Below are 20,058 nucleotides of genomic sequence, written 5' to 3'. Positions count from 1 at the left end.
AACAGCTTTAGTTTTTCAAGGAATTAATTCATGCGTATCACAAAGATTAGCGCAGGGATTCTCTGCGCCCTTTTTGGGCTGAGCTATTATTCTGCGGCTCAGGCAACACCCTCATTATCAATAGAACAGAGACTCGCTCTGCTCGAATCCCGGTTAAATCTGGCGGAAAAAGAAGCCAGTGATGCCAAACAACGTGCCGAAAGAGCGGAGAAAAGAACGCAGGCGGCAGAACAGCAGCTCGCTCAAGTCACTCAAAAACAGGAAAAACAAACACAGCAAATTGAAACGGTTGAAAAAAATAAGCGTGATGACGGTTTTGAATTTTCAGCCTACGCACGCTCTGGTTTGTTGATTAATGAGCATGGACGCGGTGGGCGCGGCGGGCCTGGCGTTTCACCAGCCAGTTCATTAAACGGGGATGCGCACGTTGGTCGTCTGGGTAATGAAAAGGATAATTATGTCGAGCTGAGCTTTAATAAAAAGATGAGCTTTGACGACGGTTCCTGGGCTCATTTCAAGACAATGCTGGCAGATGGCGCTAATAATCCCGACCCATGGGTGCAGGATAACGATAGCCACCATATTAATATCCGCCAGCTGTATGTTGAGATGGGTGATTTACCGAGTTTCGGTGGAGTCGCTGAACATGCCGTATTATGGGCGGGTAAACGCTTTGACCGTGATAATTTTGACATTCACTTTACCGATAGCGACATTATGTTCCTCGGCGGCACCGGTGGCGGAATTAACGACGTTCAATGGACGAGCAATTTCAAATCTGACTTTAATGTCTATGGCCGTAATTTTGGCGACTTAGGAAGCGATAATTACAACGACAGCGACATTCAAAACATCATGTTCACCGCCAATAATTTTTATAATAATTGGCAGTTAATGCTGACCGGGATGACGGCACAGGGCAATGACGAATTAAAAGATAATACCTCAACCACCGGAAGTTATGCGTTACGCAGTGATAATAGTGCCAGGAATGGTTATTACGCGATGCTTGCCTATCATGATAAAAACCGCTTCTACGGCATCTTACCGGGAGTTTCAGAAACGGCCCTGCAATATGGTGGCGGGCTGGGCGCGGAAGCCCGCCAGCCGGGAAGCGATGGCGATTTAACCGAGAATGCAAAATCCCTGCGCTTCGCATCTTACGGCATCGTTCCGGTCAGCAAAAATTGGCAGCTGGCGCCTTCTGTCATCGCTCAGCATAGCGAAGACCGCTACCGCGATGGCGACCGTTACGACTGGGCAACCTTCAACTTGCGTGCATCACAGACTATTACCCAAAACTTTGCCCTGCTTTATGAAGCCTCCTGGCAATATATGGATTTAGATCCGAATGGCCGAAGCTACAGCTCGGATGGTTCAACTTATAATTATCAGGCAGTGAAAGGCGACTTCTACAAATTAACCTTTGCGCCCACCTTTAAGGTTGGCAACGTCTTCGATATTAAAGCACGGCCGGAAATTCGCTTCTTTGCCACTTACATGAACTGGTCAAAAGAGCTGGATCATTACGCCATTAATGATGATTTCGGCAGTAGCGGATTTACCGCGGGCGGTAACTGGAACTTCGGCGTACAGACAGAGATCTGGTTCTAAGCTTTAGAATAACCCCACCGCCAGGGGACCGCTTCCCCTGGCAAACAACTTCACCGGACTGGCCAGTAATCCTGACTTTGCGAACAGGAGTGGCAATACCTTAAAATATCTTTGATAACCCAGCATTTTTTGAAGGCGATGCCCCATTCCACACTTCCTTGCCTATACTGTTTAAACACTAGCGATAGATTGGGAGCCGTGATGAAAATTCTTTTATGGGCAATTTTGATTATCTTTATTATTGGCTTACTGGTTGTGACCGGCGTGTTTAAGATGATTTTCTGAAGACAGCGGGGCCAGAAAATTGGCTCCCCTTGTTCTTTTCGACTCCCTCGCAATGCTCTTACGCCTCCATTTCTATGCAAAATCCGCTTCACCTTGCAGACGCCACCCGCAAAGCTTTATTATCACTCCAGCCGATTGGAGAAATAATGACTATCAAAGAAAGTGATTTTCGCAAAATAGACCTCAACCTGCTGATTGCCTTTGCGGTGTTATTTCGTGAACAGAGCGTGTCGCTGGCGGCAGATAAGCTGCATCTCGGCCAGCCCGCGGTTAGCGGTTCGCTGGCACGGCTACGTGAAATGTTTGATGACCCACTCTTTATTCGCAGCGGCCATCGCATGCAGCCCACCGCCCGCGCGACAGAGCTGCACAGCGAGCTGATGCCGCTGCTTGAGCAGCTGCAAAGCGCGCTGTTCCAGCAGGCTGAATTCAACCCGGCCTACGCTAAAGCGACCGTCACCATCGGCATGAGCGACTGGATAGAGATGTGGCTGATGCCGCATCTGCTGCCTGCGCTGCGTGAGCAGGCGCCCGGCGTGCGCCTGAATGTGGTGACAAGCGATCCCTTTACTGACGCACAGCGGCTCGAAGGCGGTGAACTGGATATGGCTATCAGCATGGCGAATCACTCTGCCCGCTGGATGGAGCGCGAACGGCTGACCGCAATGGAGTTTGTCGCGCTCTGGCACCCTTCACAGCTACAGCTTGAGGCGCCACTCTCCAGAGAAGCCTATGCCGCACAGCAACATGTGCTGGTGAGCTACCGTGAGGCAACGGGTAGCCATATCGACACGCTGTTAGCCAGACAGGGCCTGCGGCGTGAAATTAGCTACACCACACCGCACTTTTCCGCCCTACCCGGTTTGTTAACCATAATGCCAGCCCTTGCCACCGTGCCGCAGGCACTCAGTGACAGCTGGCAGCAAACGTGGGGATTACACGACAGCCCAGTCCCGCTGGAGATAGCCCCATTTGAAGTGGCATTGTTATGGCATCAGCGCCATAACAGCGATGCGGCGCTGATGTGGGTACGTGGATTTATTAAGCGGATGTTGAGTTAAACCACCCTCACCCCAGCCCTCTCCTGAGGGAGAGGATTAGGATGAGGGCAAAAATCACGCCTTCAAACTCCCTCCATTCGTCGCAATCACTTCCTTATACCAGTTGAAGCTTTTCTTACGCGAACGAGCGAGCGTGCCGTTACCCTGGTCATCGCGATCGACATAAATAAAGCCATAGCGCTTGGACAGTTCCGCTTTCGATGCGCTCACCAGATCAATCGGCCCCCAGCAGGTATAGCCCAGCACATCCACACCATCCTCAATTGCTTCGCCAACCTGCACTAAGTGATCGTTAAGGTAGCTGATGCGGTAATCATCATGCACCATGCCGTCGGCCGCTGGTATGTCCTTCGCCCCCAGGCCATTTTCCACAATAAACAGCGGTTTCTGGTAACGATCCCACAGCTTATTGAGCAGGATGCGCAGGCCAAGCGGGTCAATCTGCCAGCCCCATTCGGAACTCGCCAGATGCGGATTTGGCACCATATTCAAAATATTGCCACGCGCCTTCGCATTCAGCTCCTCATCGGTAGTGACGCAGCCGGACATGTAGTAGCTAAACGAGATAAAGTCGATGGTGTTTTTCAGCGCCTCGCGGTCACCGGCGGATACTTCAAGCGTTATGCCGCTGTCGCGGAAGTAGCGCAGCATATAGCCGGGATACTCGCCACGACACTGCACGTCACCAAAGAAGAGCCAGTTACGGTTTTCCTGCATGGTTTCCAGCACGTCTTCCGGCTTGCAGCTCAACGGGTAGACCAGACCGCCCAGCAGCATATTGCCAATGCGCGCATCAGGAATAATTTCATGGCAGGCTTTAACCGCCAGCGCGCTGGCAACCAGCTGATGATGAATCGCCTGGTAAATCTCTGCCTTGCTGCTCTCTTCCGGCAGGCCGACGCCGGTCATCGGCGCGTGTAACGCCATATTGATTTCGTTAAACGTCAGCCACAGTTTCACTTTGTTTTTAAAACGGGTGAAAACGGTACGCGCATAGCGATCAAAGAAGTTGATGACTTCGCGACTGCCCCAGCCGCCGTAGTTTTTTACCAGCCCCCACGGCATTTCGTAGTGAGAGAGCGTCACCATCGGCGTGATGCGATGTTTCGCCAGTTCATCGAACAGGCGGTCATAATAAGCCAGCCCCGCTTCGTTGGGCTGAGTTTCATCACCGTTCGGGAAAATACGCGTCCAGGCAATGGAGACGCGCAGGCAGCCAAACCCCATCTCCGCGAACAGCGCAATGTCTTCCGGGTAGCGGTGATAAAAATCAATCGCCACGTCTTTAATGCCAAAATCACCGGGTTTGCGCTCAACGGTTGGGCTTAACACGCCGTTTGGCTGAACGTCAGAAGTTGAAACGCCCTTCCCGTCCTCAAGCCATGCGCCTTCTACCTGATTGGCGGCAATCGCGCCGCCCCACAGAAACGTCTCAGGAAATGCTTTCATCACTTTCTCCTTTGTTTAGCGGCTTACCGTCAGGAACGGCATACCTGAATCAATGGCATAGTCGTCGGTATTACGCCTGACGGCCTGGTACTGGTCGCTGTTGCTGATAATCACCGGCGTCGCCAGATCGTATCCCGCCTCCAGAATGGCCTGTCTGTCGAACTCAATCAGCAGGTCGCCGGGCTTGATTTTATCCCCCACTTTCACATGGGTGGTGAAGTGCTGACCATTCAGTTTTACCGTATCAATACCGATATGAATTAACACTTCTATACCGCTATTGCTAAGTAAACCAATGGCGTGACGCGTCTGGAATAACGAGGCCACTTCGCCATAAAACGGTGCGGTAACCTTGCCGTTGAGGGGAATAATAGCCGCTCCTTCGCCGAGCAAACCGCTGGCAAACGTGGAGTCCGGCAGCTGGCTCATCGCCAACACGGTGCCGCTCATGGGTGCCAGAATATCGTTGTCACCCGCCGCAACGGCGGTAGATCCCACAGCTTCGCTGCGGGGCAAACCTGCGATACAGGTCAGCGCACAGGCCAATACCAGCGCCAGGATCATGCCGACAATCGCGCCCCATACGCTGGCATCAATACCAGCAGGTGGGATCATCTGCGCGAGGGTAAAAATATTGGCAAAACCAAAAGAGTAGACGTTGCTGTGGCTAAACCCAACAATAGCGCCGCCAATCGCTCCGGCCACACAGCCGAAAATAAACGGGCGGCGATTCGGCAGCGTCACGCCATAAACTGCTGGTTCGGTAATACCAAAGATCCCGGCGCTGACCGCCGACCCTGCCAGCATTTTCAGGCGGGTATCACGGGTGCGCAGGAAGATACCGAGACAGGCCCCCACCTGCCCCATAATCGCCGGCAGCAGCAGCGGCAGTAGCGTGTCGTAACCTAATACCGACAGATTGTTGATCATCAGCGGCACCATGCCCCAGTGCAGGCCGAAAATGACGCATACCTGCCAGATAGCCCCCATCACCGCCCCCGCAAGCCACGGGGCAAAGGCGTAAATCGCCTGATATCCGTGAGCCAGTATCTGGCTAAGCCAGGTCGCCGCCGGGCCTATCAGCAGAAAAGTCAGCGGGACGGTAATCGCCAGACAAAACAGTGGGGTAAAGAAGTTGCGTACCGCAGAGGGCAACCATTTGTTGCTCTGTTTTTCCACCCGGCAGCTGACCCATGCGGCAAAGATGATGGGAATAACCGATGAGCTGTAGTTAATAAAAGTAATGGGGATGCCAAGAAAATGTTCGGTTACCGCCCCCGTCTGCTGGCCCGCCTCCAGCGCCTGCATGACTACCGGGTGGGTTAACGCCCCCCCAATCGCCATGGTAATAAAGGGATTACCGCCAAATTTTTTACCAGCGGTATAACCGAGCACCAGCGGGAAGAAATAAAACAGCGCATCACTGGCTGCAAACCAGAGTTTGTAAGTGCCGCTATCGGTAGCAAGCCAGCCGAAAACTACCGCCAGCGCCAGCAAACCTTTGAGAATACCGGAGGCCGCCATCACGCCAATAAACGGGGTAAATACCGCTGAGACAATATCTATCAACCGGCTCAGCAGGCTGATTTTCTCGCCAGATTCCAGAGTTTGCGCCAGCGTCTCGTCGCTAATCCCCGCCTGCGCGCAGACCGCGTTGTAAACATCGTGCACGTGGTTACCAATCACCACCTGGAATTGCCCGCCGCTCTCCACCACCATAATCACGCCAGCATTTTTTTTAAGCGCCCGGGCATCGGCTTTATTCGGCTCTTTCAGCTTAAAGCGCAGCCGCGTGGCGCAGTGCACTAAGCTTGCTATATTCTCGCGCCCACCAACATGGGTCAGAATGTCTCTGGCAACCTCTTGGTATCCCATAATGTTTTCCTTTCACCTTTCGGCATATATGTTTTGAGTTAAAAAAAACCTGAGGCCAGCCTCCCGTGAAGGGAGGCCAGCGCTCAGGTTTTGCCTGCCGCAGCAGTAACAATCCGTTTTTGTTTTCGTCGGCCTTTCGGCACGCCGTTATGAAACTTTAAGACTCTCTTTGCGCACCCGCTCAATGTGAATCGCGAGGAACATAATTTCTTCCGTCGTCAGCTCGCGCTGATACTCCGTCACCAGGTGACGGCTGATTTTTTCCGCGCAGCGCCAGGCGTGAGGGTAATTATCTTTCACCGCCGCGTGGAGCGTAACGTCATCATCGGCCACCACGTTGCGGCTCAGCATCCGCTGGGCGAAAAACTTCAGGTGCGTAACAAAGCGCTGGTAGCTCAGGCTCTCTTCGTCATACTCAAACCGCAACTGATATTTTACGATCTGCAAAATTTCCTGCATTACGCGCGTCACGTGCATCACTTCCGGCATTGCGCTGTTGAGCTGTGCGGTGACCAGATGCAGCGCAATAAACCCCGCCTCATCTTCAGCCAGCTGCACACGCAGCCGTTTTTCAATCATCACCACGGCTTCCTGACCCAGCAAAAACTCCTTAGGGTACAGCCGCTTAATTTCCCACAGCAGAACATTGCGGATGGTTATGCCTTTCTTTTGCCGCTCAATGGCAAAATGGCAGTGGTCGGTCAGCGTGATGTAGAGGCTTTCCTGTAGCTTCCCAAGGCGCTGCCGTGCAAGTTCGATAATGCGATCGCAGGTGGTCATCACTTCCAGCGGGATTTGGCTTAACAGCTCCCCCAGACGCGCCGCCAGTTCGTCACTTTGCAGGGCAAAAATCTTTTCGATTTTCTCCTTTTCCAGCGCGTCGCCGGTGTGTTTCTGAAAGCCCAGGCCGCGCCCCATCACCACCTGCTCACGTCCGTGTTCGTCCAGAATCACCACTACGTTGTTGTTGAGTATTTTGGCGATCTTCATCGATACTTTACCCATACCCCAGAAACAAAAAAACCCGATCTCCGGCGGGGGCCAGAAAATCAGGTTTTGCCTGCCGCAGCAGTAACAATCCAACGGCGTCACTGTAGCAGCTTTGCCCGATCCCTCAAACGCATGAGGTGAAAATCGTGATGAAGATCGCTAGTTAACGCTCAGAGGCAGAATCACGCGGGCGATCTCTGCGGAGTGCCTGAGGGTACGGATCTCAGTGAATAACGCCGTCGCTTCAGCGTACTCTTTACGCAAATACCCCAGCCACTGTTTAATGCGCGCCACGTGATACATCCCGGTATCGCCCTGCTTCTCAAGCTGGCTGTATTTTTGCAGCAGCTTCACCACATCAGGCCACGGCATACGCGGTTCGTTATGTTTTATCACGCGGCTTAAATTGGGGATATTTAGCGCGCCGCGGCCAATCATCACCGCATCACAGCCCGTTGCCGCCATGCAGTTTTGCGCGCTTTGCCAGTCCCAGATTTCGCCGTTGGCAATCACCGGGATCGATAGCCGCTTGCGGATTTCACCAATCGCCGCCCAGTTAATACGCTCGGCTTTATAGCCATCTTCTTTGGTGCGCCCGTGCACCGCAAGCTCGGTGGCACCGGCCTGCTGCACCGCATCGGCAATTTCAAACTGACGCGCATCGCTGTCCCAGCCGAGGCGGATTTTTACCGTCACCGGCAAATGTGCGGGCACCGCTTCGCGCATTGCTTTTGCGCCACGGTAAATAAGATCGGGGTCTTTAAGCAGAGTAGCACCGCCGCCGCTGCCGTTCACCAGCCTGGAAGGGCAACCGCAGTTAAGATCAACGCCCCAGGAACCTAACTCCACCGCACGAGCAGCGTTTTCAGCCAGCCATTGCGGGTGTTGCCCCAGTAATTGAATGCGTACTAGTGTCCCGGAAGAGGTGCGGCTGGCCTGATGCAGCTCGGGGCAAAGTTTATAGAAGGATTTTGCCGGCAAAAGCTGATCGACCACGCGCAGAAACTCGGTGATACACAAGTCGTAGTCGTTAACCTCCGTCAGCAGTTCCCGAACCAGCGAATCGAGAACCCCTTCCATTGGTGCCAGTAGCACGCGCATAACATTTTCCGGTAAAAAAAGAGGCGCTATGTTAGCGCCTCTGTTTGAGTTGGCAAAGCCTAATTAATTATGCAGAGACTGGCTTGCGCACCGGACGGCGACGACCATTAGCGCCCGCAGGTTTTGCGGCTCCATCACCTTGTGGGCGCGATGGGCGACGCGGTGCATTGCTGCGCTCGGAAGACGCGCCGCCATTGCCGCCACGACGTTGACCCTGGCCCTGACCGCCGCCGTTGCCACGTCCGCCGCCGCGCTGCTGTTGACGACCATTAACAATCGGCTCGGCAGGAATGGTTGGGTCCACTTCGTACCCTGGAATAGCCATACGCGGCACTTCACGCTTGAGCACGCGTTCGATGTCACGCAGCAGTTTGTGTTCATCAACACATACCAGAGACAGCGCCTGGCCGGTTGCCGCCGCACGGCCAGTACGGCCAATACGGTGTACGTAATCTTCCGGAACGTTCGGCAGTTCGTAGTTCACCACGTGCGGCAATTCTTCGATATCAATACCACGCGCGGCGATGTCAGTTGCCACCAGCACGCGAACGCCGCCGTTTTTGAAGTCAGCCAATGCACGAGTACGCGCGCCCTGGCTCTTGTTACCGTGGATAGCCGCCGCGGTGATGCCGTCTTTGCCCAGCTGCTCTGCCAGGTGGTTGGCACCGTGTTTGGTACGGGTAAATACCAGCACCTGCTGCCAGTTACCTTCGCCAATCATCTGCGACAGCAGCTCTCTTTTACGTTTCTTATCAACGAAGTGAACGTGCTGAGTCACTTGCTCGGATGCGGTGTTGCGGCGCGCCACGGACACTTCTTCCGGGTTGTGCAGCAGCTTTTCAGCCAGGCCTTTAATCTCATCAGAGAAGGTCGCGGAGAACAGCAGGTTCTGGCGGCGCGCAGGCAGTTTGGCCAGTACGCGACGGATGTCGTGGATAAAGCCCATATCCAGCATACGGTCGGCTTCGTCCAGCACCAGAATTTCGACCTGATCGAGTTTCACCGCGTTCTGGTGTTCCAGATCTAACAGACGGCCAGGCGTTGCCACCAGCACGTCCACGCCGCTACGCAGTTTCATCATCTGCGGGTTAATGCTCACGCCGCCGAAAACCACCAGCGAACGGATATCTAAATATTTGCTGTAGTCACGCACGTTTTCGCCAATCTGAGCTGCAAGCTCACGGGTTGGCGTCAGGATCAGTGCGCGCACCGGGCGGCGACCTTTGGCATGCGGCTGTTTATCAATCAGGCGCTGCAACAGCGGCAAGGTAAAGCCAGCTGTTTTGCCGGTGCCGGTTTGGGCACTGGCCATCAGGTCACGGCCTGCTAAGACGACGGGAATCGCCTGGCTTTGAATAGGGGTAGGCTCACGATAGCCCTGCTCTTCCACTGCACGCAGAATATCGGCGTTCAGGCCGAGAGAATCAAAAGACATAGGTACTCCAGAATCGCCCTGACCGCGAGGCGCGGTGTAGTTTCCAGGGGTTCGTATGACGCCAGTCATTCTGGCGCGAGAGAGGGGCACAAACCACGGTGCCGTAAGCCGCGCAGTGTAACAGGTTTTGTGACGTTACGCACAAATTCTATTTTTTGACCTTTTCACCACCTCAATCCAGGCACTGGACAGGGATCGACCGGGTGCCTATTCTTAGTCAATCGATTGATTAACTTTTTTAAGAGATCGCGATGAATGCGACACCAACGCCTGCCACCACACGCGGTGAGCAGGCAAAAAATACGCTTATCAACGCGGCTATCGCCCAATTTGGCGAGTATGGGCTGCACGCCACGACCCGTGATATTGCCGCCCTTGCCGGGCAAAACATTGCCGCTATTACCTACTATTTTGGCTCGAAAGAAGAGCTGTATATGGCCTGCGCGCAGTGGATTGCCGATTTCATCACCCATAATTTCAGGCCGCATGTGGAAAGCGCCAGGGCGATACTTGACCAGCCGCAGGCTGATAAAGCACAAATCCGCGAGCTGATTCACACCGCCTGCGAGCATATGATTCTGCTGCTGACCGCCGATGACACGCTGAACCTCAGCAAGTTTATCTCCCGCGAGCAGCTCTCCCCAACCCCGGCTTATCAGTTGATCCACGAACAGGTGATAGCGCCGATGCATACGCACCTCACAAGCCTGGTCGGGCGCTATACCGGAAGCCATGCGGATGACACCGCAACAATTCTTCATACCCATGCGCTGCTCGGGCAGGTGCTGGCGTTCCGTCTGGGGCGCGAAACCATTCTGCTGCGCGCCGGATGGACAACGTTTGATGCCGGGAACGTGAAGCAAATCAGCGAAGTGGTACGCAGCCATATCGATTTCATTTTGCAGGGGCTGTCAGCCCAACAGAGGGAAAGCGAGCATGAAAAGTAAAAAGCCGATAGTTATCCTGGCGGTGGCCGCCCTGATTGTTGCGGGGCTCGGCGGTGCGTTCTGGTACCAAAGCCAGCAAGACCCGGGGCTAACGCTGTACGGCAACGTGGATATTCGCACCGTTAATCTGAGCTTCCGCGTCGGCGGGCGTCTTGCGGCATTGCAGGTCGATGAAGGGGATGCCATTAAAGCCGGTACTACGCTTGGCGAACTGGACTCGGGGCCTTATCAGAACGCCCTGCTCCAGGCGCAAGCCAACGTGGCTGCAGCCCAGGCAAAGTTCGACCTGGTGATTGCCGGTTATCGCGACGAAGAAATTGCCCAGGCGGCAGCGCAGGTGAAGCAGGCGCAGGCCGCGTTTGATTATGCGCAGAACTTCTATCAGCGCCAGCAGGGGCTGTGGGCCAGGCGCGTCATTTCTGCCAATGAGCTGGAAAATGCCCGCTCATCAAGCGACCAGGCCAAAGCCACGCTCAAAGCCGCGCAGGATAAGCTGAGCCAGTACCAAACCGGTAACCGCCCGCAGGAAATTGCTCAGGCGCAGGCCAGCCTCCAGCAGGCGCAAGCCCAGCTTGCACAGGCGCAGTTAGATTTGCAGGACACCGCGCTGGTTGCGCCGTCTGATGGCACCCTGCTGACACGAGCCGTCGAGCCTGGCAGCATGTTAAATGCGGGCAGCACCGTGTTAACGCTCTCCCTCACCCGCCCGGTTTGGGTGCGCGCGTACGTTAATGAAGTGAGCCTGGATCAGGCCAAACCTGGCACAGAACTGCTGGTGTATACCGATGGCCGCCCGGATAAGCCGTATCACGGCAAAATCGGCTTTGTCTCGCCGACTGCGGAATTCACGCCAAAAACCGTTGAAACTCCGGATTTGCGCACCGATCTGGTTTACCGCCTGCGCATTATCGTCACCGATGCCGACGATGCGCTGCGCCAGGGAATGCCGGTCACCGTGAAATTCAAAAACGAGACAACGCATGAGTAGCCAGCAGGGGATCATTCGCCTGCAGGGGCTGATGAAACAGTTTCCGGGGCAGGACAAACCCGCCGTTGCCCGCCTTGAATGCGAAATCCATAGCGGTTCGGTAACCGGGCTGGTCGGCCCGGATGGCGCGGGGAAAACCACGCTGATGCGGATGCTCGCCGGGTTGTTAAAACCCACGGAAGGCACGGCGAGCGTGACCGGACTCGATCCGGTTGCAGACGATCGCGCCCTGCATGCGGTACTGGGCTATATGCCGCAAAAATTTGGCCTGTATGAAGATTTAACGGTGATGGAAAACCTGACGCTGTACGCCGATTTGCGCGCGGTCACCGGGGCCGAACGCGAGGCGACTTTCAAGCGGCTGCTGGAGTTTACCGCCCTCGGGCCATTTACCACCCGGCTTGCCGGAAAGCTTTCGGGCGGCATGAAACAGAAGCTCGGCCTCGCCTGTACGCTGGTCGGCCAGCCGAAAGTCCTGCTGCTGGATGAACCCGGCGTTGGCGTTGACCCGATATCGCGCCGCGAACTGTGGCAGATGGTGCATGAGCTGGCGGGTGACGGGATGCTGATTGTGTGGAGCACTTCGTATCTCGACGAAGCCGAACAGTGCCGCGACGTGCTGCTGATGAACGAAGGCGAGCTGCTGTACCACGGCGCGCCGAAAGAGCTGACGCAGCAAATGGCCGGGCGCTCGCTGCTGGTCAGCCACAGCGAAGAGAATAACCGCAAACTGTTGCAACGTGCGCTGAAACTGCCGCAGGTTAGCGACGGCGTGATTCAGGGGCGCTCGGTTCGGCTAATCCTCGCTAAAGATTCATCCATCGATGAACTCACCCGGGCGCTGAATGTGCCTGCGGAAAATATTGCGCCAACCGAACCGCGCTTTGAAGATGCGTTTATCGATCTGCTGGGCGGCGCGGCGGCCCAGGAATCTCCGCTGGGAAAAGTTCTGCATACCGTGGAAGGCACGCCGGGTGAGACGGTTATCAGAGCCGAAGCCTTAACCAAAAAATTTGGTGATTTTGCTGCAACTGACCACGTCGATTTCACCGTGCAGCGCGGGGAAATTTTCGGCCTGCTGGGGCCAAACGGCGCCGGAAAATCGACCACCTTTAAAATGATGTGCGGCCTGCTGGTGCCGACATCCGGCAAAGCCCTGGTGCTGGATATGGACTTAAAAACCAGCTCCGGCAAGGCGCGCCAGCACCTGGGTTATATGGCGCAGAAATTTTCCCTGTATGGCAACCTGACGGTGGCGCAAAACCTGCGCTTTTTCTCCGGCGTGTATGGCCTGCGCGGCAAAGCGCAGGAGGAGAAAATTAACCGCATGAGCGAAGCCTTTAACCTGCAACCGATTATCAACAGCGCCACGGACGCGCTGCCGCTGGGGTTTAAGCAGCGCCTGGCGCTGGCCTGTTCATTAATGCACGAGCCGGACATTTTGTTTCTGGATGAGCCAACCTCGGGGGTTGATCCCATTACCCGCCGGGAATTCTGGTTACACATCAACAGCATGGTGGAAAAAGGCGTTACCGTGATGGTAACCACCCACTTTATGGATGAAGCCGAATACTGTGACCGCATCGGGCTGGTGTATCGCGGCAAATTGATTGCCAGCGGCACGCCTGACGATCTGAAAGAGCAAGCGGCCGTTGACGAGCAAACTGACCCAACGATGGAGCAGGCGTTTATTACGCTTATCCATCAGTGGGATAAGGAGCACGAGCATGAGCGAAGCTAATCAGGCCGTTTCCTGGCGGCGGGTGCGCGCCCTGTGCGTGAAAGAGACGCGCCAGATTGTGCGTGACCCCAGCAGCTGGCTGATTGCGGTGGCGATCCCGCTGCTGCTGCTGTTTATTTTTGGTTACGGCATCAACCTCGACTCCAGCCGCCTGCGCGTTGGCGTGCTGCTGGAGCAGCAAAGCGAAGAGGCGCTGGATTTCACCCACGCCATCACCGCCTCGCCGTATATTGACCCGACGATTAGCGATAACCGCCAGCATCTGATTCAGCTGATGCAGGCGGGGAAAATTCGCGGCCTGGTGGTTATCCCAACTGATTTTGCGCAGAACATGGCGCGAGCGGGGGCTACCGCTCCGGTGCAGGTCATTACCGACGGCAGCGAACCCAATACCGCCAACTTTGTGCAGGGGTATATGGAGGGTATCTGGCAGGTCTGGCAGCAACAGCGGGCGGAAGACCGGGGGGAAAAGTTTGAGCCGCCGATCGACGTGCAGCTGCGCTACTGGTTTAACCCGGCGGCCATCAGCCAGCATTTTATTATTCCCGGCGCGGTGACCATCATTATGACGGTGATTGGCGCGATTCTAACGTCTCTGGTGGTGGCGCGGGAATGGGAGCGCGGCACTATGGAGGCGCTGCTTTCCACCCAGGTCACGCGCGCCGAGCTGCTGCTGTGTAAGCTGCTGCCCTACTACGTGCTGGGGATGCTGGCGATGCTGCTGTGTATGCTGGTGTCGGTATTTATTCTCGGCGTGCCGTATCGCGGCTCGCTGCTCATTTTGTTCTTAGTGACCAGCCTGTTTTTGCTCAGCACCCTCGGCATGGGGCTGTTGATTTCAACGATAACCCGCAACCAGTTTAACGCAGCACAGGTTGCGCTGAATGCCGCGTTCCTGCCGTCGATTATGCTGTCCGGTTTTATCTTCCAGATTGACAGTATGCCGATGGTTATCCGCGCGGTGACCTATATCATTCCGGCCCGTTATTTCGTCAGCACGCTGCAAAGCCTGTTTCTGGCGGGGAATATCACCACCGTGTTAATCATCAACGTGCTGTTTTTAATTGCCTCGGCGGTGATGTTTATCGGCCTGACGGCGCTTAAAACCAAACGTCGTCTTGATTAGAGGACTACCATGTTTCATCGACTCTGGACATTGATTCGCAAAGAGCTGCAATCCCTGCTGCGCGAACCGCAAACCCGCGCGATTTTGATTCTGCCGGTGGTATTGCAGGTGGTGCTGTTCCCGTTTGCCGCCACGCTCGAAGTGACCAACGCCACCATCGCGATTTATAACGAAGATAACGGCAGCCACTCGGTTGAACTGACTCAGCGTTTTGCCCGCGCCAAAGCGTTTAGCCATGTGCTGTTGTTGAAAAGCCCGCAGGAGATCCAGCCGACTATTGATAACCAGAAAGCGTTGCTGCTGATTCGCTTCCCGGCGGATTTTTCGCGGGATATCGCCAGCCTTCAGCAGGCGAAACTGCAAATTATTCTCGACGGGCGCAACTCCAACAGCGCGCAGATCGCCGCCAACTATCTGCAACAGATAGTGAAAAACTACCAGCAGGAACTGGTGTCCGGGCAGCCAAAACCGAATAACAGCGAGCTGGTGGTGCGCAACTGGTACAACCCGAATCTGGATTACAAATGGTTTGTGGTGCCGTCGCTGATTGCGATGATCGCCACCATCGGCGTGATGATTGTCACCTCGCTTTCCGTTGCCCGCGAACGTGAGCAAGGCACCCTCGATCAGCTACTGGTTTCCCCGCTCGCCACCTGGCAGATTTTCGTCGGCAAAGCGGTGCCTGCGCAAATCGTGGCAATCGGCCAGGCCACCATCGTGCTGGGCGTCGGCATCTGGGGCTATCAGATTCCGTTTTCCGGCTCGCTGCTGCTGTTTTACTTCACGATGCTGATTTACGGCCTGTCGCTGGTGGGATTCGGTTTACTGATCTCCTCGCTGTGCTCAACGCAGCAGCAGGCGTTTATCGGGGTGTTTGTCTTTATGATGCCCGCCATTTTGCTCTCGGGTTATGTCTCGCCGGTAGAAAACATGCCGGTGTGGCTGCAAAACCTGACCTGGGCAAATCCGATACGGCACTTCACCGATATCACCAAGCAGATTTATTTGAAGAATGCGAGTTTCGATATTGTGTGGGGAAGCGTGTGGCCGCTATTGGTTATCGCGGCCACGACGGGTTCAGCGGCGTACTGGATGTTTCGGCGTAAAATTGCCTGAGGTTTTATCTTTAGCCAGCAGCGAATAGATAACTGGCCCGGCAATCATCGCGATACCGGCGGCGAGGAGCAGAAACTTGTTTTCTATCACGCGTGACAGCAGCCACAGCGCAATCATCGCGGAGCCGAAATACCAGGTGGTGGTCAGCTCTTCAAGAAAGTCACCGATATCACGTAACCGCCCGCTGCGCACGCGGTGCAGGGCGAGCATCAGAATAACGGTCGCGACATACAGCAAACACAGCCCGATGCCGACCGGTATCAGGGTAGCCGTTTTCCAGCCAACGAGCAGCGCAGCGACCACTGCAAGATGCAGCATTATCTGCCAGCAGCTCAGGCCCGTTGTCACCTGTACGCGTTGTTGCCATTTCATTCTTTCTCTCCTGGCGGCTATTTTCTGTCATTCAGAGTACCGCAGTATGCGGAAAATTCCGTAACCCGGCAGCTATTTGTGACACAGACTACACTTTATTTTCATCAGGATGTTAACAATGCCGGGAGAAGCATGGGTAATAAAGCTCAGCACTTATCCTTTAAAGTGCTCACGATTAATACGCACAAGGGTTTCACCGCGCTCAACCGGCGTTTTATTTTGCCCGAGTTGCGCGATGCGGTACGTGCGGTTTCTGCCGATATTGTCTGCCTGCAGGAGGTGATGGGCGCCCATGAAATCCACCCTTTGCACGTCGAGAACTGGCCGGATACCAGCCATTACGAATTCCTCGCCGACACCATGTGGAGCGATTTCGCCTATGGCCGCAATGCGGTTTATCCCGAAGGACACCACGGCAATGCCGTATTGTCGCGCTTTCCTATTACCGATTATCAAAACCGCGATATCTCGGTAGAGGGCCACGAAAAGCGCGGCATGCTGCACTGCCAGATGACGCTACCGGGCCTGGATATCCGCGTGCATGTGATTTGTGTGCACCTCGGTTTGCGCGACGCCCACCGCCAGGCGCAGCTCAATATGCTCTGCCGCCTGGTGGATAATCTCCCGCAAGGCGAGCCGGTGGTGGTAGCCGGTGATTTTAATGACTGGCAACAGCGCGCAAATTTACCGCTCAAACAGACTGGCTTAGATGAAGTCTTTACTCGAGCCTGGGGCCGCCCGGCGCGCACCTTCCCTGCTCGTTTCCCGCTGCTGCGTCTTGACAGAATTTATGTGAAAAATGCCTCTGCTTCTGCCCCTACGGCCCTGCCGTTGCGGCAGTGGCGGCATCTCTCGGATCATGCGCCATTAGCCGTGGAGATTCATCTATGAAAAATAACTGGCGTGACGGGAACCATATTACGCTGCTGGAAAACGGCGACCAGTTTTTCCCCGCGGTGTTTCAAGCTATTGAACAATCCCGCAGTAAAGTGCTGCTCGAAACCTTTATCTGGTTTGAAGATGATGTCGGCAAGCAGCTGCACGCGGTGCTGCTGAGCGCCGCACGCCGTGGCGTGAGCATTGAAGTGCTGCTTGATGGCTACGGCTCACCGGATTTAAGCGCTGAGTTTGTCAACCAGCTCACCAGCGCCGGGGTGATGTTCCGCTATTACGACCCGCGCCCGTTAGTGTTTGGAATGCGTACCAATTTATTTCGCCGTATGCACCGCAAAATCGTGGTGGTGGATGGCAGCGTGGCGTTTGTTGGGGGTATTAACTATTCCGCTGAGCAGATGAGTGATTACGGCCCGGAGGCAAAGCAGGATTACTCGGTCAAGGTGGAAGGGCCGGTGGTGGATGACATTTACCAGTATGCGATCTCCAACCTGCCCGGCCATGAAAACAAGCGCCAGTGGTGGCGTCGGCGCAGCCCGGCGCACGAAAACCTCACGCCCGGTGAGGCGCAAGCGCTGTTTGTCTGGCGCGATAACGATCGGCATCGTGATGATATCGAACGCTATTATCTGAAAATGCTCAGTCATGCGAAACGTGAAGTGATTATCGCCAACGCCTATTTCTTCCCGGGGTATCGCCTGCTTCATGCGATGCGTAATGCCGCGCGTCGTGGCGTCTCGGTGAAACTGATTGTGCAGGGCGAGCCGGATATGCCGATTGTTAAAGTCGGTGCGCGCCTGCTGTACAACTATTTGGTGCGCTCGGGCGTGAAAATCTATGAATACCATCGCCGTCCGTTACATGGAAAAGTGGCCCTTATGGATGATCACTGGGCCACGGTCGGCTCCAGCAATCTCGACCCGCTGAGTTTATCGCTCAATCTGGAAGCCAACCTGATTATTTATGACCGCACCTTCAACGACACGCTACGCGCCAATCTTAACGGCCTGATGGCCAAAGATTGCTACCCTGTTGATGAGTCGATGCTGCCCAAGCGCAGCTGGTGGAACCTGGGAAAAAGCGTGCTGGCGTTCCACTTTTTACGCCACTTCCCGGCGATGGTGGGCTGGTTACCTGCCCACACGCCAAAGCTTGCCCAGGTGATGCCTCCGGCGCAGCCGCATATGGAAACCCAGGACCGGGTAAAGGCCGATAATCAGGGAGCCAAATACTGATGTCACTCTCAACGCCAGCGTGGCGCAAAGCGAAAAAAATCCTCACCGGGCTATTTTTCATCGCCGTTATCGTCCTGTTAGCGGTGTATGCCACCAAAGTGAACTGGGGGGAAGTGTGGGAGGTAATACGCAATTACAACCGACTGGCGCTGTTCAGCGCGATAGGGCTGGTGATTCTCAGCTACCTGATTTACGGCGGTTACGACCTGCTGGCGCGCGCTTATTGCGGGCATAAGCTGGCAAAACGGCAGGTGATGTTAGTCTCGTTTATCTGTTATGCCTTCAACCTAACGCTGAGTACCTGGGTTGGCGGTATCGGCATGCGTTACCGCCTTTATTCACGGCTTGGGCTGCCGAGCGCCACGATTACTCGAATCTTCTCATTGAGTATTTCCACCAACTGGCTGGGCTACATTTTGCTGGCGGGGGTGATTTTTACCGTCGGTGTGGTGCAATTGCCGGATCACTGGTACATCGACGAAACCACTTTGCGGATTTTAGGTGGCGTATTGCTGGCGATCATCGCGGTTTATCTGTGTTTTTGTGCCTTCGCCAAACATCGCCATATGACGATCAAAGGCCAGCGCCTGGTGCTGCCATCGTTTAAATTCGCCCTGATGCAATTGGCGATTTCGAGCTGTAACTGGATGGTGATGGGGGCCATTATCTGGCTGTTGCTGGGCCAGGAGGTGAACTATTTCTTTGTGCTGGGCGTATTACTGGTGAGCAGCATCGCTGGGGTGATTGTGCATATTCCCGCAGGTATTGGCGTGCTGGAGGCGGTATTTATCGCTTTACTGGGCGGGGAGCATCTCAGCAACGGCACGATTATCGCGGCGCTGCTGGCGTATCGAATGCTCTATTACATCGCGCCGCTGATACTGGCAATAGTGTGTTATTTAGTGCTTGAGAGTCGGGCGAAGAAGCTGCGCGTGAAGAATGAGAAGAAGCTGGGGGAGAATGCATAAGGCGGATATTTATCCGCCTTATGAACGCCCGAATTAACGGCGGTTGCCGAAAATACGCAGCAGCATCAGGAACAGGTTGATAAAATCAAGATACAGCGTCAGTGCGCCGAGGATAGAATACTTGCGCATGTTCTGCGTATCACGGCTATCAATCTGCTCGCCGATATTTTTCAGCTTCTGGGTGTCGTAGGCCGTCAGGCCAACAAAGACGACCACCCCAATATAGGTCACCGCCCACATCAGCGCGCTGCTTTTTAGCCACAGGTTCACCAGCGACGCCAGCACGATGCCGATCAGCGCCATAAACAGCATATTGCCAAAACCGCTTAGGTCGCGTTTGGTGGTGTAGCCATACAGGCTCATCGCGCCGAACATTCCCCCGGCCACCACGAAGGTGCTGGCAATAGAAGAGTAGGTGTAGACGATAAAAATGCTGGAAAGCGTCAGGCCCGTTAATGCCGAATAGAGCATAAACAGGCTGGTTGCCATGCCTGCGCTGAGCTTATGCACCATGCCCGAGAGCACAAACACCAGCCCTAACTGCACGATAATCAAGCCAAAGAAAGTGATTTTGCTGGAAAAGACGAACTCCATCACCGCGGGCGTATTGGCGGCGTACCAGGCGACAAAGGCCGTCAGTAACAGGCCGCAGGTCATCCAGCCGTAAACCTGCGCCATATAGGCCTGCAAACCGGTGCGGGCCTGCTGCACGATGCTGTCATTGGAGCGTGGGAATCGATCCATGATGCTTCCTCAAGTAGATTACGTTAACCGGGTTTCAGGCTCGAAGGCCTGCACTTTTAGATTAACACAACTGGGTGAAGGTGCCTGTTACCAGAGATTACTGACAAAGAAGGAAAA

Annotated in this window: 18 protein-coding genes; 11 read left to right on the top strand and 7 right to left on the bottom strand. The window is 54.9% G+C overall.

Annotation, left to right across the window (positions count from 1 at the left end; translation table 11 throughout):
- Positions 1-30 precede the first annotated feature (30 nt).
- From EHN07_RS06945 to EHN07_RS06935, 3 genes are all read left to right on the top strand, one after another.
- On the top strand, positions 31-1,614 hold the full coding sequence (locus EHN07_RS06945; RefSeq protein ID WP_124023448.1) for a carbohydrate porin: 1,584 nt from the start codon (positions 31-33) through the stop codon (positions 1,612-1,614).
- Positions 1,615-1,815: 201 nt separating this feature from the next.
- Complete coding sequence (gene yohP, locus EHN07_RS20910) at positions 1,816-1,899, top strand: small membrane protein YohP (RefSeq protein WP_124023456.1); 84 nt, start codon at positions 1,816-1,818, stop codon at positions 1,897-1,899.
- A gap of 146 nt (positions 1,900-2,045) precedes the next feature.
- On the top strand, positions 2,046-2,960 hold the full coding sequence (locus EHN07_RS06935; protein WP_124023447.1) for a LysR family transcriptional regulator: 915 nt from the start codon (positions 2,046-2,048) through the stop codon (positions 2,958-2,960).
- 54 nt (positions 2,961-3,014) lie between these two features.
- On the opposite strand, the gene EHN07_RS06930 is transcribed toward EHN07_RS06935, so the two are convergent.
- The 5 genes from EHN07_RS06930 to rhlE form a co-directional block, all read right to left on the bottom strand.
- Positions 3,015-4,409 carry a glycoside hydrolase family 1 protein gene (locus EHN07_RS06930; RefSeq protein ID WP_124023446.1) on the bottom strand — a complete coding sequence of 465 codons (1,395 nt, stop codon included), beginning with the start codon at positions 4,407-4,409 and terminating at the stop codon, positions 3,015-3,017.
- 15 nt (positions 4,410-4,424) lie between these two features.
- A complete protein-coding gene (bglF, locus tag EHN07_RS06925) occupies positions 4,425-6,284 on the bottom strand; it encodes a PTS beta-glucoside transporter subunit IIABC (RefSeq protein WP_124023445.1) in 1,860 nt (619 codons plus the stop codon).
- 147 nt (positions 6,285-6,431) lie between these two features.
- Complete coding sequence (licT, locus tag EHN07_RS06920) at positions 6,432-7,274, bottom strand: BglG family transcription antiterminator LicT (RefSeq protein WP_124023455.1); 843 nt, start codon at positions 7,272-7,274, stop codon at positions 6,432-6,434.
- A gap of 159 nt (positions 7,275-7,433) precedes the next feature.
- Positions 7,434-8,375, bottom strand: coding sequence for a tRNA dihydrouridine(16) synthase DusC (dusC, locus tag EHN07_RS06915; protein ID WP_124023444.1), 942 nt, complete (start codon positions 8,373-8,375; stop codon positions 7,434-7,436).
- Positions 8,376-8,442: 67 nt separating this feature from the next.
- Positions 8,443-9,810, bottom strand: a complete 1,368-nt coding sequence (gene rhlE / locus EHN07_RS06910) for an ATP-dependent RNA helicase RhlE (RefSeq protein ID WP_124023443.1) — start codon at positions 9,808-9,810, stop codon at positions 8,443-8,445.
- 251 nt (positions 9,811-10,061) lie between these two features.
- Here rhlE and cecR point away from each other — a divergent pair, with 251 nt between their 5' ends.
- From cecR to EHN07_RS06885, 5 genes are read left to right on the top strand one after another with little or no spacing between them, the layout of a single operon-like run.
- Positions 10,062-10,757 (top strand): transcriptional regulator CecR, encoded by a 696-nt coding sequence (gene cecR, locus EHN07_RS06905; RefSeq protein ID WP_124023442.1) that lies wholly within the window; start codon positions 10,062-10,064, stop codon positions 10,755-10,757.
- Positions 10,747-11,745, top strand: coding sequence for a secretion protein HlyD (gene hlyD / locus EHN07_RS06900; protein WP_124023441.1), 999 nt, complete (start codon positions 10,747-10,749; stop codon positions 11,743-11,745). Before cecR ends, hlyD begins: the two co-directional genes overlap by 11 nt.
- Complete coding sequence (locus EHN07_RS06895; protein ID WP_124023440.1) at positions 11,738-13,486, top strand: ATP-binding cassette domain-containing protein; 1,749 nt, start codon at positions 11,738-11,740, stop codon at positions 13,484-13,486. Before hlyD ends, EHN07_RS06895 begins: the two co-directional genes overlap by 8 nt.
- Positions 13,473-14,612 carry an ABC transporter permease gene (locus EHN07_RS06890; protein WP_124023439.1) on the top strand — a complete coding sequence of 380 codons (1,140 nt, stop codon included), beginning with the start codon at positions 13,473-13,475 and terminating at the stop codon, positions 14,610-14,612. The genes EHN07_RS06895 and EHN07_RS06890 overlap by 14 nt, the downstream gene beginning before the upstream one ends.
- A gap of 9 nt (positions 14,613-14,621) precedes the next feature.
- Complete coding sequence (locus tag EHN07_RS06885; RefSeq protein ID WP_124023438.1) at positions 14,622-15,728, top strand: ABC transporter permease; 1,107 nt, start codon at positions 14,622-14,624, stop codon at positions 15,726-15,728.
- Here EHN07_RS06885 and EHN07_RS06880 read toward each other — a convergent pair.
- Positions 15,690-16,100, bottom strand: a complete 411-nt coding sequence (locus EHN07_RS06880; protein ID WP_124023437.1) for a YbhQ family protein — start codon at positions 16,098-16,100, stop codon at positions 15,690-15,692. The genes EHN07_RS06885 and EHN07_RS06880 overlap by 39 nt on opposite strands.
- A 132-nt stretch (positions 16,101-16,232) precedes the next feature.
- Here EHN07_RS06880 and EHN07_RS06875 point away from each other — a divergent pair, with 132 nt between their 5' ends.
- From EHN07_RS06875 to EHN07_RS06865, 3 genes are read left to right on the top strand one after another with little or no spacing between them, the layout of a single operon-like run.
- Entirely contained in the window at positions 16,233-16,991 is a 759-nt protein-coding gene (locus EHN07_RS06875) for an endonuclease/exonuclease/phosphatase family protein (protein WP_124023436.1), read from the top strand.
- Positions 16,988-18,229, top strand: coding sequence for a cardiolipin synthase ClsB (gene clsB / locus EHN07_RS06870; RefSeq protein WP_124023435.1), 1,242 nt, complete (start codon positions 16,988-16,990; stop codon positions 18,227-18,229). The genes EHN07_RS06875 and clsB overlap by 4 nt, the downstream gene beginning before the upstream one ends.
- Positions 18,229-19,197, top strand: coding sequence for a lysylphosphatidylglycerol synthase domain-containing protein (locus EHN07_RS06865; RefSeq protein ID WP_124023434.1), 969 nt, complete (start codon positions 18,229-18,231; stop codon positions 19,195-19,197). Before clsB ends, EHN07_RS06865 begins: the two co-directional genes overlap by 1 nt.
- A 33-nt stretch (positions 19,198-19,230) precedes the next feature.
- On the opposite strand, the gene EHN07_RS06860 is transcribed toward EHN07_RS06865, so the two are convergent.
- Positions 19,231-19,941 carry a Bax inhibitor-1/YccA family protein gene (locus tag EHN07_RS06860; protein WP_124023433.1) on the bottom strand — a complete coding sequence of 237 codons (711 nt, stop codon included), beginning with the start codon at positions 19,939-19,941 and terminating at the stop codon, positions 19,231-19,233.
- Positions 19,942-20,058 lie beyond the last annotated feature (117 nt).

Origin of the sequence: Buttiauxella warmboldiae (assembly GCF_003818135.1) — a bacterium.
In the GTDB taxonomy this organism is placed as follows: domain Bacteria; phylum Pseudomonadota; class Gammaproteobacteria; order Enterobacterales; family Enterobacteriaceae; genus Buttiauxella; species Buttiauxella warmboldiae.
This window is presented reverse-complemented; position numbering and strand designations above follow the sequence as displayed.

What these genes read in the sequence shown, in the direction of transcription:
- EHN07_RS06865 (WP_124023434.1), top strand. Translation starts at nt 18,229, where the DNA reads ATGTCACTCTCAACGCCAGCGTGGCGCAAAGCGAAAAAAATCCTCACC.
- EHN07_RS06880 (WP_124023437.1), bottom strand. Translation starts at nt 16,100, where the DNA reads ATGAAATGGCAACAACGCGTACAGGTGACAACGGGCCTGAGCTGCTGG.
- dusC (WP_124023444.1), bottom strand. Translation starts at nt 8,375, where the DNA reads ATGCGCGTGCTACTGGCACCAATGGAAGGGGTTCTCGATTCGCTGGTT.
- bglF (WP_124023445.1), bottom strand. Translation starts at nt 6,284, where the DNA reads ATGGGATACCAAGAGGTTGCCAGAGACATTCTGACCCATGTTGGTGGG.
- hlyD (WP_124023441.1), top strand. Translation starts at nt 10,747, where the DNA reads ATGAAAAGTAAAAAGCCGATAGTTATCCTGGCGGTGGCCGCCCTGATT.
- yohP (WP_124023456.1), top strand. Translation starts at nt 1,816, where the DNA reads ATGAAAATTCTTTTATGGGCAATTTTGATTATCTTTATTATTGGCTTA.
- clsB (WP_124023435.1), top strand. Translation starts at nt 16,988, where the DNA reads ATGAAAAATAACTGGCGTGACGGGAACCATATTACGCTGCTGGAAAAC.
- licT (WP_124023455.1), bottom strand. Translation starts at nt 7,274, where the DNA reads ATGAAGATCGCCAAAATACTCAACAACAACGTAGTGGTGATTCTGGAC.
- cecR (WP_124023442.1), top strand. Translation starts at nt 10,062, where the DNA reads ATGAATGCGACACCAACGCCTGCCACCACACGCGGTGAGCAGGCAAAA.
- EHN07_RS06895 (WP_124023440.1), top strand. Translation starts at nt 11,738, where the DNA reads ATGAGTAGCCAGCAGGGGATCATTCGCCTGCAGGGGCTGATGAAACAG.
- EHN07_RS06890 (WP_124023439.1), top strand. Translation starts at nt 13,473, where the DNA reads ATGAGCGAAGCTAATCAGGCCGTTTCCTGGCGGCGGGTGCGCGCCCTG.
- EHN07_RS06860 (WP_124023433.1), bottom strand. Translation starts at nt 19,941, where the DNA reads ATGGATCGATTCCCACGCTCCAATGACAGCATCGTGCAGCAGGCCCGC.
- EHN07_RS06945 (WP_124023448.1), top strand. Translation starts at nt 31, where the DNA reads ATGCGTATCACAAAGATTAGCGCAGGGATTCTCTGCGCCCTTTTTGGG.
- EHN07_RS06935 (WP_124023447.1), top strand. Translation starts at nt 2,046, where the DNA reads ATGACTATCAAAGAAAGTGATTTTCGCAAAATAGACCTCAACCTGCTG.
- EHN07_RS06885 (WP_124023438.1), top strand. Translation starts at nt 14,622, where the DNA reads ATGTTTCATCGACTCTGGACATTGATTCGCAAAGAGCTGCAATCCCTG.
- EHN07_RS06875 (WP_124023436.1), top strand. Translation starts at nt 16,233, where the DNA reads ATGGGTAATAAAGCTCAGCACTTATCCTTTAAAGTGCTCACGATTAAT.
- EHN07_RS06930 (WP_124023446.1), bottom strand. Translation starts at nt 4,409, where the DNA reads ATGAAAGCATTTCCTGAGACGTTTCTGTGGGGCGGCGCGATTGCCGCC.
- rhlE (WP_124023443.1), bottom strand. Translation starts at nt 9,810, where the DNA reads ATGTCTTTTGATTCTCTCGGCCTGAACGCCGATATTCTGCGTGCAGTG.